Annotated in this window: 10 protein-coding genes; 3 read left to right on the plus strand and 7 right to left on the minus strand. The window is 74.1% G+C overall.

The genetic code is table 11. The annotated features are described in order from the left end of the window. Nucleotides 1–13 precede the first annotated feature (13 nt). Nucleotides 14–2182, plus strand: coding sequence for an alpha-glucuronidase (locus GA0070618_RS29530; protein WP_088984561.1), 2169 nt, complete (start codon nt 14–16; stop codon nt 2180–2182). 140 nt (nt 2183–2322) lie between these two features. Then, entirely contained in the window at nt 2323–2796 is a 474-nt protein-coding gene (locus GA0070618_RS29535; protein ID WP_088985926.1) for a molybdenum cofactor biosysynthesis protein, read from the plus strand. Nucleotides 2797–2838: 42 nt separating this feature from the next. Here the strand turns inward: GA0070618_RS29535 and GA0070618_RS29540 are convergent, their stop codons facing one another. The 7 genes from GA0070618_RS29540 to GA0070618_RS29570 all read right to left on the minus strand — a co-directional run bounded on the left by GA0070618_RS29540 (nt 2839) and on the right by GA0070618_RS29570 (nt 11982). Further along, nucleotides 2839–3534 (minus strand): response regulator, encoded by a 696-nt coding sequence (locus GA0070618_RS29540; protein WP_088984562.1) that lies wholly within the window; start codon nt 3532–3534, stop codon nt 2839–2841. Beyond that, entirely contained in the window at nt 3531–6080 is a 2550-nt protein-coding gene (locus GA0070618_RS29545) for a DUF4118 domain-containing protein (protein ID WP_088984563.1), read from the minus strand. Before GA0070618_RS29545 ends, GA0070618_RS29540 begins: the two co-directional genes overlap by 4 nt. A 128-nt stretch (nt 6081–6208) precedes the next feature. Beyond that, on the minus strand, nt 6209–7090 hold the full coding sequence (locus GA0070618_RS29550) for a potassium-transporting ATPase subunit C (protein WP_088984564.1): 882 nt from the start codon (nt 7088–7090) through the stop codon (nt 6209–6211). Continuing rightward, complete coding sequence (gene kdpB, locus GA0070618_RS29555; protein ID WP_088984565.1) at nt 7090–9279, minus strand: potassium-transporting ATPase subunit KdpB; 2190 nt, start codon at nt 9277–9279, stop codon at nt 7090–7092. Before kdpB ends, GA0070618_RS29550 begins: the two co-directional genes overlap by 1 nt. Nucleotides 9280–9299: 20 nt before the next feature. After that, a complete protein-coding gene (kdpA, locus tag GA0070618_RS29560; protein ID WP_088984566.1) occupies nt 9300–10955 on the minus strand; it encodes a potassium-transporting ATPase subunit KdpA in 1656 nt (551 codons plus the stop codon). After that, nucleotides 10955–11044, minus strand: coding sequence for a K(+)-transporting ATPase subunit F (gene kdpF / locus GA0070618_RS29565; RefSeq protein WP_088984567.1), 90 nt, complete (start codon nt 11042–11044; stop codon nt 10955–10957). Before kdpF ends, kdpA begins: the two co-directional genes overlap by 1 nt. Before the next feature lie 314 nt (nt 11045–11358). Continuing rightward, nucleotides 11359–11982 (minus strand): class I SAM-dependent methyltransferase, encoded by a 624-nt coding sequence (locus GA0070618_RS29570; RefSeq protein WP_088984568.1) that lies wholly within the window; start codon nt 11980–11982, stop codon nt 11359–11361. Nucleotides 11983–12193: 211 nt separating this feature from the next. On the opposite strand from GA0070618_RS29570, the gene GA0070618_RS29575 reads away from it, so the two are divergent. Then, on the plus strand, nt 12194–13294 hold the full coding sequence (locus GA0070618_RS29575) for an L-dopachrome tautomerase-related protein (RefSeq protein ID WP_088985927.1): 1101 nt from the start codon (nt 12194–12196) through the stop codon (nt 13292–13294). Nucleotides 13295–13371: the final 77 nt, after the last annotated feature.

The following is a 13371-nucleotide window of genomic DNA, read 5'->3' on the forward strand; positions in this document are numbered from 1 at the left end:
TGAAGGAGGAGCGGTGAGCGACGGCGCGTCGACGGTCCACCCCGCCTGGCTGCCGGCCGAGGCGTTCGGGGCGCTCGGCCGCCGGCACACGCTGGTGCACGGCACGGGGTTGCTGGTCGACACCGTGGTCGACGAGGTCGCGGGCGCCTGCGGGCGCTACGGCGGCACGGTCCGGCGCGTCCCGGCGGACGTCCCGGCCACCGCGCCGTCCCCGGTCGGCCCCGCCGGTGGTCCACGCCGCCACGTCCCGGCCACCGCGCCGTCGCCACCCGGCGACCTGCTGCTGGCGCTGCGGGACGCCGCCGCCCTGCCGGCCTGGGCACGCCGGCTGACCGCCGGGGCCGACGGTCCCCTCGGCGACGAGGGTTTCCTGCTGGCCGGCTCGGGTGACCGCACGCTGCTGCTCGCCGACGCGCCGGCCGGCCTGCTGTACGGGCTGTTCCACCTGGTCCGCCTCGGCCGGGCCGCGTTCGACGCCCGCCCGGTCGAGTGTCACCGTCCGGCGCTGGCGCGGCGCATGCTCGACCACTGGGACAACGTCGACGTGCACCCGGTGACCGGGCAGGTGGAGCGCGGGTACGCGGGTGGTTCGATCTTCTGGCGGGACGGCGCGGCCCGGGGCGACCTGGCCCGGGTACGGGAGTACGGGCGGCTGCTGGCCGCGTGCGGGGTCAACGCGGTCGCGGTGAACAACGTCAACGTGCACGCCAGCGGGGCACGGTTGCTCACCGAGCGGCTCGGTGACGTGGCGGCCATCGCCGACACGCTGCGCCCGTACGGCGTGCGGGTGCACCTGTCGGTGACCTTCGCGGCCCCGGTCGTCCTCGGCGGCCTGCCCAACGCCGACCCGCTGGACGCGGCGGTCCGCGCCTGGTGGGCTGCCGCCGCCCGGCGGGTGTACGACCGCATCCCGGACTTCGGCGGCTACGTGGTGAAGGCCGACTCGGAGGGGCAGCCCGGCCCGTTCACCTACGGACGTGACCACGCCGACGGGGCGAACCTGCTGGCCGCGACGCTGGCTCCGTTCGGCGGCGTGGTGCACTGGCGGGCGTTCGTCTACGACCACCGCCAGGACTGGCGGGACCGGTCCACCGACCGGGCCCGGGCCGCCTTCGACCACTTCACCCCGCTGGACGGACGGTTCCGGGACAACGTCATCCTCCAGGTGAAGCACGGCCCGATGGACTTCCAGGTCCGGGAGCCGGTCTCCCCGGTGCTCGCCGCCATGCCGGCCACCCGGCTCGCGGTGGAGGTGCAGGTGACCCAGGAGTACACCGGCCAGCAGCGACACGTCTGCTACCTCGGTCCGTGGTGGAGCGAGATCCTGGGCTTCGCGCCGTGGGGCCCGCAGGGCCCGACGGTGGCCGACGTGGCCGCCGGCACCGCGTCCACCCGCGACCCCCGGTCCGGCGCGGGCGGGGGCCGGAGCGCGACGGCGGGCGGTGGCCTGGTGGGGGTCTCCAACGTCGGCGACGACCCGTTCTGGACCGGACACCCGCTGGCCCAGGCCAACCTGTACGCCTTCGGCCGGCTCGCCTGGGATCCCGGCCTCGACCCGGTCGCCGTCCTGGACGAGTGGATCAGGCTCACCTTCCCGCCGGCCACGACCGGTGACCCGGGACTGGTGCGGCGGACCCTGCACGCCGTGCTGGACGGCTCCTGGTGGACCTACGAGCGGTACACCGCCCCGCTGGGCGTGGGCTTCATGGTCCGCCCCGGGCACCACTACGGCCCGGACGTCGACGGGTACGAGTACACCCCGTGGGGCACGTACCACTTCGCCGACCGGGACGGCGTCGGCGTGGACCGGACCCGCGCCACCGGCACCGGCTTCACCGGCCAGTACCCACGGCCCTGGTCGGAGCGGTACGAGGACCTCCACGGCTGCCCGGACGAGCTGCTGCTCTTCTTCCACCACGTGCCGTACGGACACGTCCTGCGCAGCGGACGCACCGTCATCCAGCACATCTACGACACCCACTTCGCCGGGGTTGAGCAGGTGGAGGCGATGCGTGGGCAGTGGCGGCGGTTGGCCGGGCTGGTCGACCCGGCGCTGTACGCCCGGGTGAGTGAACGCCTCGACGAGCAGCGGCGGTGCGCGGCGGAGTGGCGCGACCAGGTGAACAGCTACTTCCTCCGCAAGTCCGGCGTGCCGGACGAGCACGGCCGGCGGATCTGGTGACCCGGCCGGGTCGGTGCGACGTGACCCGGCCGGGTCGGTGCCGCGGACGTCGGGTCGGCGGGTCGGCGGGTCGGCCCCGGGAAAACGGCGTCGCCGGTCGGGACACCGGGCGGCGCGACCGGCTCCGTAGAATCCCCGCCGTGCCCGAGATCGTCCAGTTGCTGGCCTCGCCCGTGCACCGTTACGTGGGCCGGCCGGCCGACGGTCCGGCACCGGCCGCCCCCGACGAGATCGTCGAGGAGGTCCGGCTCCGGGCCGGGCTCGGCATCGTCGGCGACCGCTACTTCGGCCGGCCCGCCCACCGCGACGCGAGCGTCACCCTGATCGCGCGGGAGTCCCTGCCGCCCGGGGCCGACCTGACGCAGGTCCGGCGCAACATCCTGACCGCCGGCCTCGCCGTGGACGAGCTGGTCGGGTCCGTGCTGGTCCTCGACTCGGGCCAGGGGCCGGTCCGCCTGCGGGTCAACCGGGCCGCCCACCCGTGCGCGTGGATGGACGCCACCATCGGCCCGGGGGCCTGGAAGGCGTTGCGCCGCCGGGGCGGCGTCCGCTGCACCCCGCTGACCGACGGCACGCTGCGCGTGGGTCCGGTCGAGGTCACCGTCGTCGGCTGACCCCGTCCCGGGCGGACCGTGCCCCCGCCCGGGGGAACACGGTCACCCTTCCGGGTCGGGGCGGAACCGGTAGCCCATGCCGGGTTCGGTGACGAGGTGGCGGGGGCGGGCCGGATCGTCCTCCAGCTTGCGGCGTAGCTGGGCCAGGTACTGCCGCAGGTAGTTGGTCTCGTTCTGGTACTCCGGCCCCCACACGTCGTGCAGGAGCTGCCGCTGGCTGACCAGCTTGCCGGGATGACGCAGCAACTGTTCCAGGACGCCCCACTGGGTGGGGGTCAGCCGGACGTCGGTGCCGTCGTCCCGGGTGACCGTACGGTCGGCGAGGTTCACCGTGTGCCGGCCGATCCGTACGGTGACGACCGCGTTGTCGGCGGCCCCGTGCAGGCGGCGGGTGACGGCGCGGATCCGGGCGAGGAGTTCGTCGATCCCGAAGGGCTTGGTGACGTAGTCGTCGGCGCCCGCGTCCAGGGCGGAGACCTTGTCCTGGCTGCCGGCGCGGCCGGAGAGGACGATGATCGGGACGCTGGTCCACCCCCGCAGCCCCCGGATGACGTCCACCCCGTCGAGGTCGGGCAGTCCCAGGTCGAGCACCACCAGGTCGGGTGGCTGGCTGGCGGCGAGCTTCAGCGCCGTGGCGCCGGTGTCGGCCACGGCGACGTCGTAGCCCCGGGCCCGCAGGTTGATCCGCAGAGCGCGGAGGATCTGCGGTTCGTCGTCGACGACGAGGATGCGGGTCATTCCGGTGGCCCTTCCGGTCGGGGGTGCGCGGCGGGCAGCCGCAGCACCATGGTGAGGCCGCCGCCAGGGGTGGTCTCCGGGGTGATGCTGCCGCCCATGGCCTCGGTCAGGCCCCGGGCGAGCGCGAGACCGAGACCGACACCGGTGGTGTTGTCCCGGTCGCCGAGACGCTGGAACGGCAGGAAGACGTGTTCCCACTGGTCCTCGGGGATCCCGGGACCGGTGTCGACCACCCGTAGCTCGACCTGCCCGGCGTGGGCGCTGGCGGTGATCCGGGGCGGTCGTCCGGGCGGGCTGTGCCGCAGCGCGTTGGCGACGACGTTGACCAGCACCCGCTCCAGCAGTCCGGGGTCGGCGGTGGCGGCCGGCAGGTCGGCGGGGATGTCGGTGGTGACGTTCCCGGCGACCGGCCCGAGTTCGTCCAGCGCCCGGGGCACGACGTCCTCCAGGCCGACGGCGGTGGCGGCGACACCGAGCGCTCCCGCCTGGAGGCGGCTCATGTCGAGCAGGTTGGCGACGAGCCGGCCGAGCCGGTCGAGGGACTCGTCGGCCGTGGCGAGCAGTTCCGCCCGGTCCTCGGCGTCGAACTCCACGTCCGGGCTGCGCAGGCTGGACACGGCGGCCTTGGCCGAGGCCAGCGGGGTACGCAGGTCGTGGCTGACGGCGGCGAGCAGCGCGGTGCGCATCCGGTCGGCCTCGGCCAGCGGACGGGCGGTGGCGGCCTCCTCGGCGAGCCGTTCCTGCCGCAGCGCGACGGCGGCCTGCGCGGCGAACGCCTCCACCACCCGCCGGTCGGCGGCGTCCAGGCGCCGCCCGGCGAGGACCACGGTGAGCCGCTCGTCGACCGGGACGGCGGTCTCTCCCGCGCTCGGGCTGGTCGGGGGCTCGTCACCGACGCCGGCGACGAGCCGCCAGGCGGTCGCCTCGCGGGCCCGGTCGGGTCGGCCCTCCGCGTCGGCGGTCAGTTCGAGCACGCCGACCGCGCGCAGGCCGAAGGTCTCGCGCAGCCGGTCCAGCAGCGCCGGCAGCGGCCGTTCCCCGCGCAGCACTCCCTGCGCCACGGTGGCCAGGGTCTGCGCGTCGGCGGACGCCCGGGCCGCCTCCCGGGTCCGGCGGGCGGCCACGTCGACCACCCCGCTGACCGCGACGGCGACCCCGACGAACACGCCGAGGGCGAGCAGGTTGTCGCCCTCGGCGATGGTGAGCGTCCGGAACGGCGGCGTGAAGAACCAGTTGAGCAGCAGCGAGCCGCCGAGCGCGGCGAGCAGGGCCGGCCAGAGGCCACCGATCAGGGCGACCCCGACCACGGCGGCCAGGAAGATCAGGATGTCGTTGGTGAGGGTGAGGTCGGGCAGCGCGTCGAGCAGCACGGTCAGCGCGGGCAGGCCGAGCACCGCCACCGCGAAGCCGACCAGCCGGCGTCGCCGGGACAGCGCCGCCGGCACCGCGCCGACCCGCCGGCCGCGCCCCGCCTCCGGGTGGGTGACCAGGTGCACGTCGATCGGCCCGGACCGGGCGGTCGTGGTCACCCCGACACCTGGGGAGAGCAGGTGGGCGAGGCGGCCCCGGCGGCTGGCCCCGAGGACGAGTTGGGTGGCGTTGACGCCCCGGGCGAAGTCGAGCAGCGCGGCGGGCACGTCGCCGCCGAGCACCTGGTGGTAGGTGCCACCGAGGCTCTCCACCAGGATCCGCTGCCGGGCGAGCCGGGCCGGGTCGGCTCCGACCAGGCCGTCGCTGCGGGCGACGTGCACGGCGAGCAGGTCGGCGCCCTTGCTGCGGGCGGCGATCCGGGCGGCCCGGCGGATCAGCGTCTCCCCCTCCGGGCCGCCGGTGAGCGCGACCACCACCCGTTCCCGGGCCTCCCAGGTCGCCTGGATGCCCTGTTGGGCGCGGTACGCGTCGAGTTGCTCGTCGACCTTGTCGGCGAGCCAGAGCAACGCCAGTTCGCGCAGCGCGGTGAGGTTACCGACCCGGAAGTAGTTGCCCAGCGCGGCGTCGATCCGGTCGGGACGGTAGACGTTGCCGTGTGCCATCCGGCGGCGTAACGCCTGCGGCGTCATGTCGACCAGCTCGACCTGCTCGGCCGCGCGGACGACCTCGTCGGGCACGGTCTCCCTCTGGGTGGTGCCGGTGATCTGGGCGACCACGTCGTTGAGCGAGTCGAGGTGCTGGATGTTCACCGTCGACAGCACCGAGATGCCCGCGTCGAGCAGTTCCCGGACGTCCTGCCACCGCTTGGCGTTGCGGGAGCCGGGCACGTTGGTGTGGGCGAGCTCGTCCACCACGGCCACCTCCGGCCGGCGGGCGAGCACCGCGTCGAGGTCCATCTCGGTGAACCCGACATCCCGGTGGGTGATTCGGCGGCGGGGGACGACCTCCAGGCCGTCGAGCATGGCGGCGGTGTGCGGCCGGTCGTGCGTCTCGACCAGTCCGACCACCACGTCGGTGCCCCGCTCGGCCCGACGCCGCGCCTCCTCCAGCATGGCGTAGGTCTTCCCCACGCCGGGGGCGGCCCCCAGGTAGATCCGCAGCTCTCCCCGTGACACGGCACCATCCTTCCTGGTCGTGGGCCCGCTGCCCACCGGGACCGGCCGCACCGGCTGGTGGGCCGGCGCGTGCCGCCGGGCGTGGGGCGGGCCGGGGCGCACGGCCCGGTTCCGCCCCGCGCGGCCGGTCAGCGGGTGGGGAACCGCTCGTCGAGGGCGAGGTTGAGGGCCAGCACGTCGACCCGGGGAGCGCCGAGGAACCCGAGGCCCCGGCCGGCGGTGTGCGTGGCGACCAGGTCACGGATCCGGGCCGGGTCCACGCCCCGTTCCCGGGCCACCCGGGCCACCTGGAGGTCGGCGTACGCGGGACTGATGTGCGGGTCGAGGCCGCTGCCGCTGGCGGTGACCGCGTCGGCGGGGACCGCGGGCCGCTCCGGCGCGTCGCCCCGGATCGGGGTGACCAGCCCACCGGCGGCGACGTAATCCTCGCCCGGGTGGGCCGGCTCCACCGGCACGCCCTGGTAGCTGGCGAGGAACGGTGTCGCCGGGGCGGCCTGGTTGACGCTGACCACCCGGGTGACCGGCCCGGTCAACCCGTCGCGGCGGAAGACGGCCAGCACCGCGCCGACCCCGTCGTCGGTGCAGTAGGGGCGACGCCCGTCGACGCCGTTGAACTCCCCGACCGCCCTGCTGCGGGCGCAGACCTGGCTGAGCAGGCTCAGCGTCGCCGACGCCGGGTCGGTGGCGAGGGTGTCGACGACACTCTCCGGGCCGAGGTTGCTGGCGGCCGTGGCGGTGGGGTCGTAGCCGGCGCCGGCCGCCGAGGGGCGGGACTGGAAGTAACGCGGGACCGGGTTGCCGTCGGCGTCGGTGAAGGACTGGCCGATCAGGGCGCTGCCGACCCTCCGGCCGTCGGCCTCGACCAGCGACCCGTCCGCCCGGTCGGCGAGGCCGGGGATCCGACCGACGGCGACCAGGGCGAGCGGATACGCCAGGCCGAGCAGCACGGTGAACACGAGCAGTGCGCGCAGGGCGGCGAGGTGTTGGGCGAGCCAGGTGGGCAGACGCATCACGAGATCCCCGGGACGAACTGGACGAGCAGGTCGATGAGCTTGATGCCGACGAACGGCACCACGATGCCGCCGAGGCCGTAGGTCAGCAGGTTGCGGCGCAGCAGCTCCGACGCGCTGGCCGGGCGGTGGCGGACGCCGCGCAGGGCGAGCGGGATCAGCGCGACGATGACCACCGCGTTGAAGACCACCGCGGAGAGGATCGCCGAGGTCGGGCTGGACAGCCGCATGACGTTCAGCGCGTCCAGGCTCGGGTAGATGCCGGCGAACATGGCCGGGATGATCGCGAAGTACTTCGCCACGTCGTTGGCGATGGAGAAGGTGGTCAACGCGCCCCGCGTGATCAGCAACTGCTTGCCGATCTCCACGATCTCGATCAACTTGGTCGGGTCGGAGTCGAGGTCGACCATGTTGCCGGCCTCCTTGGCCGCCGAGGTGCCGGTGTTCATCGCCACCCCGACGTCGGCCTGGGCCAGGGCCGGCGCGTCGTTGGTGCCGTCGCCGGTCATCGCGACCAGCCGACCGCCGGCCTGCTCCCGCCGGATCAGGGCGAGCTTGTCCTCCGGCGTGGCCTCGGCGAGGACGTCGTCCACGCCGGCCTCGTCGGCGATGGCCTTCGCCGTCCGGGGATTGTCCCCGGTGACCATCACGGTGCGGATGCCCATCCGGCGCATCTCGTCGAACCGTTCCCGCATCCCGGCCTTGACCACGTCCTTGAGGTGGACGACGCCGAGCGCCCGGGCCGGTCGCCCGGCGACGTGCTCGGCCACCACCAGTGGCGTGCCGCCGATCGCGCTGATCTCGTCGACGATCCGCGAGACCTGGTCGGTGGGGCGACCACCGTGCTCGCGTACCCACGCCAGCACGGCCGCGGCAGCACCCTTGCGGATCCGACGCGGTCCGCCGTCGCCCGCCGCGCCCAGGTCGACGCCGCTCATCCGGGTCTGCGCGGTGAACGGCACGAAGGTGACGTCCGGGGGCAGGTCGGGTTCGCCCTCGCCGAGCCCGGACCCGTTTCGGGCGAGCACGACGACCGAGCGGCCCTCCGGTGTCTCGTCGGCGAGGCTGGACAGGCGCGCGGCGTCGGCGACGCTTCCCGCGTCCACCCCCTCCACCGGCCGGAACGCGACGGCCTGCCGGTTGCCGAGGGTGATGGTGCCGGTCTTGTCCAGCAGCAGGGTGTTCACGTCGCCGGCCGCCTCGACCGCCCGGCCGCTCATGGCGAGCACGTGGCGCTGCACGAGACGGTCCATGCCGGCGATGCCGATCGCCGACAGCAGCGCGCCGATGGTGGTCGGGATCAGGCAGACCAGCAGGGCGACCAGCACGATCCCGCTGATCCCGGCGTCGGTGATCGCCGGGCTGTCCGGGGCCGCGCCCTGGTAGCTCTTGGCGAAGACCGCCATCGGCTGGAGGGTGACCGTGGCCAGCAGGAAGACGACGGTGAGCGCGGCGAGCAGGACGTTCAGCGCGATCTCGTTCGGGGTCTTCTGCCGGTCGGCCCCCTCGACCAGGGAGATCATCCGGTCGACGAAGCTCTGTCCGGGCTCCTGGGTGATCCGTACGACGATCCGGTCGGAGAGCACCCGGGTGCCGCCGGTGACCGCGCTGCGGTCCCCGCCGGACTCCCGGATCACCGGCGCGGACTCGCCGGTGATGGCGGACTCGTCGACGCTGGCGATCCCCTCGACGACATCGCCGTCGCCGGGGACGACGTCCCCGGCCGCCACCACCACGACGTCACCCCGGCGCAGCTCGGACGCGGGGACGGTCTCCTCGTCGTACCGGGCCGCCGTTCCCGGCGTCCAGCCGACCAGGCGGGTGGCGACGGTGTCCCGCCGGGCCCGGCGCAGGGTGGCGGCCTGTGCCTTGCCCCGGCCCTCGGCGACCGCCTCGGCGAGGGTGGCGAAGAGCACGGTCAGCCAGAGCCAGCCGGTGATCGCGACGGCGAACACCGACGGGTCGGCCACCGTGAGGACGGTGGTGAACACCGCGCCGATCTCGACGATCAGCATCACCGGGTTGCGCCACAGGGTGCGCGGGTCGAGCTTGCGCAGCGCGTCGGGCAGCGACCGGAGCAGTTGCCGGGGGTCGAGCAGGCCACCGCCGGGCCGGTCGCCCCGGGCCGCCGGGCGGTCGGTGGTCGTCGCGTCGGACGCGTCGTGCGGGGCCCGCGTCACAGTGGTCATGGTTCTCTCTCCCATGGTGCTCACAGCCCCTCGGCGAGCGGGCCGAGCGCGAGGGCGGGCAGGAAGGTCAGCGCCACCAGGATCACCGTGACGCCGACGACCATCCCGACGAAGAGGGGCCGGTCGGTGGGCAGGGTGCCCGCCGAGGCCGGCGTGGGCTGCTGGCGGGCCAGCGAGCCGGCCAGGGCCAGCACGAGGACGATCGGCAGGAACCGGCCGAGCAGCATGCACAGGCCCAGCGCGGTGTTCCACCAGGGCGTGTTCACGGTGAGGCCGGCGAACGCCGACCCGTTGTTGTTGCTGGCCGAGGTGAACGCGTAGAGGACCTCGGTGAAGCCGTGCGGGCCGGCGTTGAGCGCGGTCGTGTGGTTGCCGGTGGCGAAGGCCGCCGCCGTGCCGGCCAGCACCAGCGCGGGGGTGGCCAGGAAGTACAGCGACGCGTAGGTGATCTCCCGGGAGCCGATCCGTTTGCCCACGTACTCCGGGGTGCGGCCGACCATCAGACCGGCCACGAACACGGTGGTCACCGCCAGGACGAGCAGGCCGTACAGGCCGGCGCCGACACCGCCCGGCGCGACCTCGCCGAGCATCATGTTGACCAGCGGCATCATCCCGCCGAGCGCGGTGTACGAGTCGTGGAACGAGTTGACCGCGCCGGTCGAGGTGAGCGTGGTCGCGGCGGCGAAGGTGGCCGAGTCGGACACCCCGAACCGGACCTCCTTGCCCTCCAGCGCCGCGCCGACCGCCTGCGGGACGGTGCCGTCGCCGGTCAGCTCGAAGACGTTGGTGAGGGTGACGCTGACCAGCGCCAGGATCGCCATCACGGCGGCGATCGCGTACCCCTGCCGGAGCTGGCCGACCATCCGGCCGAAGACCCGGGGCAGGCTGAACGGGATCAGCAGGACCAGGAGGATCTGGAGCCAGTTCGTCCAGGTGGTCGGGTTCTCGAACGGGTGGGCGCTGTTGACGTTGTAGAAGCCACCGCCGTTGGTACCGAGCTGTTTGATCGCCTCCTGGCCGGCCACCGGGCCGCCGGGGATGGTCTGCCCGCCGCCGGTCAGGGTGGTGACCTCGGTGCCGGCGGAGAGGTTCTGCACCACTCCCCCGGCCATCAGGGCGAGCGCTCCGAGCACCGAGATCGGCAGCAGGATCCGCAACGTGATCCGGATCAGGTCGACCCAGAAGTTGCCCAGCTCGCCGCTGCGGCTGCGGGCGAAGCCCCGGACCAGGGCGACCGCGACCGCGATGCCGACCGCCGCCGAGACGAAGTTCTGCACCGCCAGCCCGGCCATCTGCACCAGGTGACCCATGGTCGACTCACCCGCGTACCACTGCCAGTTGGTGTTGGTCACGAAGGACACCGCCGTGTTCCAGGCGCCGTGCGGGACCACCGGGTCGAACCCCAGCGACAGCCACAGGTGCTGCTGGAGGCGCTGGAGGCCGTACAGGAAGAGCACGGAGACGGCGGAGAAGGCGAGCACGCTGCGGGCGTACACCCCCCAGGTCTGCTCCGTCGCCGGGTCCACCCCGACGAGCCGGAAGACGCCCCGTTCGACGCGGGACGAACGGCGGCCGGAGACCACCGCGTACAGGTGGTCGCCGAGCGGTCGGTGCACGGCGACCAGCACCACCACCAGCGATCCGACGAACAACGCGCCGGCTGTCGTCGGGGTCATCAGAAGCGCTCCGGGAACAGCAGCGCGACCACCAGGAACACGGCCAGGCCGATCGCCAGGACCAGACCGACGGCGTCGACCGCGCTCACCGCTTCTCCACGCCTCTCACCACCAGGGCGAGCGCCGCGAACAGCGCCACCGTCACCACCACGAACACCAGGTCGGACACGCTCGGCTCCTCACCAGGGACGTCACCGGCGACCGCCGACGCGGTCGCGCCGAGCCATCACAACGCCCCACCCGCCGCGTGGACAGGGTCCATAACGCGACCATGACGGCGGCCCGGCGTTTCTTGACGCGTTCTTCACGCCGCCCGGCGGTGGAGGTGAGCGCGGTCACCGGGACGGGTGCCCGGTGGCAAGGCCGACGAAGGCACGGGTCACCGGTCGGCGGGACGTGCGGGTCAGGGACGCCGTCGGGCCCGGAGCACCGCGTCGCGGGAGGTGGGCCCGTGTGGGCCGCCACCGGCCGGCCGGGTACGGGTGCCGGCGACGAGGACGTCCCAGCCGGGGCCGAGACCGGCCGCCATCTCCTCGGCGGTGACCTGCGCCTGCGCCGCCCTCGGGGGCTGACCGTGGTGGTGCGGGTCCGACGGGTGGTGGCCGACGACCAGCAGGGTGCCGTTCGGCGCGACCGACGCCGCCAGCCGGCGCACCAGCGTCCCGGTCGGTGCGGTGGAGTGCACGTAGTGCGAGCAGACCAGGTCGAAGGCGTCCCCCGGCGGGGTCCACGTGGTCAGGTCGGCCCGCACCCAGTCGATCCGGTCCACGACCTCGGCACCGAGGCGCTCGGCGTGTTCCCGCCCGCGCCCGAGCGCGGTGGCCGAGATGTCCACGGCCGTCACCCGCCAGCCGCGCGCGGCGAGCCAGACGGCGTCGGCGCCCTCTCCGCAACCGGCGTCCAGCGCCCGGCCGGGCGCGAGGTCCCCGACCTCGGTCACCAGGTGCACGGTGGGCTGCCGCCCGCCGTGCGCGGCGCGACCGCCGTAGTGCTCCGCCCAGTACTCCCCGTCGAACTCCACGGGCATGACGCTCCCTCCATGGTCCACCGGCGTCGACCCCACCGCTGCGGCAACCATGCGCGAGACCCCTCGGAACCGCAAACATCGTTGCCGGTCCGGCAAACTCCCGGCCACCACCGGGCGACCGGGCCGCAGCCACCACGACGTTTGCCACCCGGACCAGCGGGAAGAACGCCGCACGCACGGGACGCCCCGTACCGCACAGGCAGGAGTGTCGATGAATGGCCCGACGGGCGACGAAGCGGTCGGCAGGCTCGAACTCGTCCACACCTTCACCGGGCCGATGCCGACCGGCGTCAGCGTCTCGGCCGGCGGTCGGATCTTCGTCAACTTCCCCAGGTGGGGCGACGAGGTGCCCGCCACGGTGGTGGAGCTGCGGGACGGGCGGGAGGCGCCCTTCCCCGACCAGGAGTGGAACGACCCGGCGGGCGACGACGACACCGGCGCGTTCGTCTCGGTGCAGAGCGTCGTGGTCGACCCGGCCGACCGGCTCTGGGTGCTCGACACCGGAAGCCCGATGTTCCGGCCCACCCGACCCGGCGGCCCGAAACTCGTCCGCGTCGACCTGGACACCGACACCGTCGGTCAGGTGGTCACCTTCCCCGCCGACGTGGCGCTGCCCTCGACGTACCTCAACGACGTCCGCTTCGACCTGCGGCGCGGCGCGGCCGGGATCGCCTACGTCACCGACTCCGCCGACTCCGGCCCGAACGGAATCGTCGTGGTCGACCTGGCCTCCGGGGCGTCCTGGCGGCGGCTGCACGACCATCCCTCCACGCGCGCCGAACCCCTCGCCACGTTCCGGCCGGTGGTGGAGGGACGGCCGTTCCTGGAACGGCCGGCGGACGGGGCACCCACACCGGTGGCGATGGGCTCCGACGGCATCGCGATCTCCGCCGACGGCTCCCGGTTGTACTACTGCCCGCTCGCCTCGCGCCGGTGGTACAGCGTCGCCACCGATGCCCTCGCCGACCGGTCCCGCAGCGACGACGAGGTCGCCGCCACGGTGGTGGACGAGGGCGACAAGGGCGGCGGCTCCGACGGCCTGGAGACCGACGACGCGGGCCGCTTCTACCTCACCTCGTACGAGCACAACGCGGTGCTGCGCCGGTTGCCGGACGGCGGGTTCGAGACCCTGGTGCACGACCCCCGCCTGCTCTGGCCGGACACCCTGTCGGTCGCCGCCGACGGACACCTCTACGTCACCGCGAACCAGTTGCACCGACAGGCGAGGTACCAGGGCGGCGAGGACCGGCGTCGCCGGCCGTACGCCCTGTTCCGGATCCCTGTCGACGCCGGGCCGGTCCGACTACGCTGAACCGGTCACGGGGGAATCCTTCACTCCGGACGAACAGCTTGTAGACAAGCTTCGCTTCCTGGCCCTATCGTCACCCC

The organism is Micromonospora echinospora (assembly GCF_900091495.1).
GTDB lineage: Bacteria > Actinomycetota > Actinomycetes > Mycobacteriales > Micromonosporaceae > Micromonospora > Micromonospora echinospora.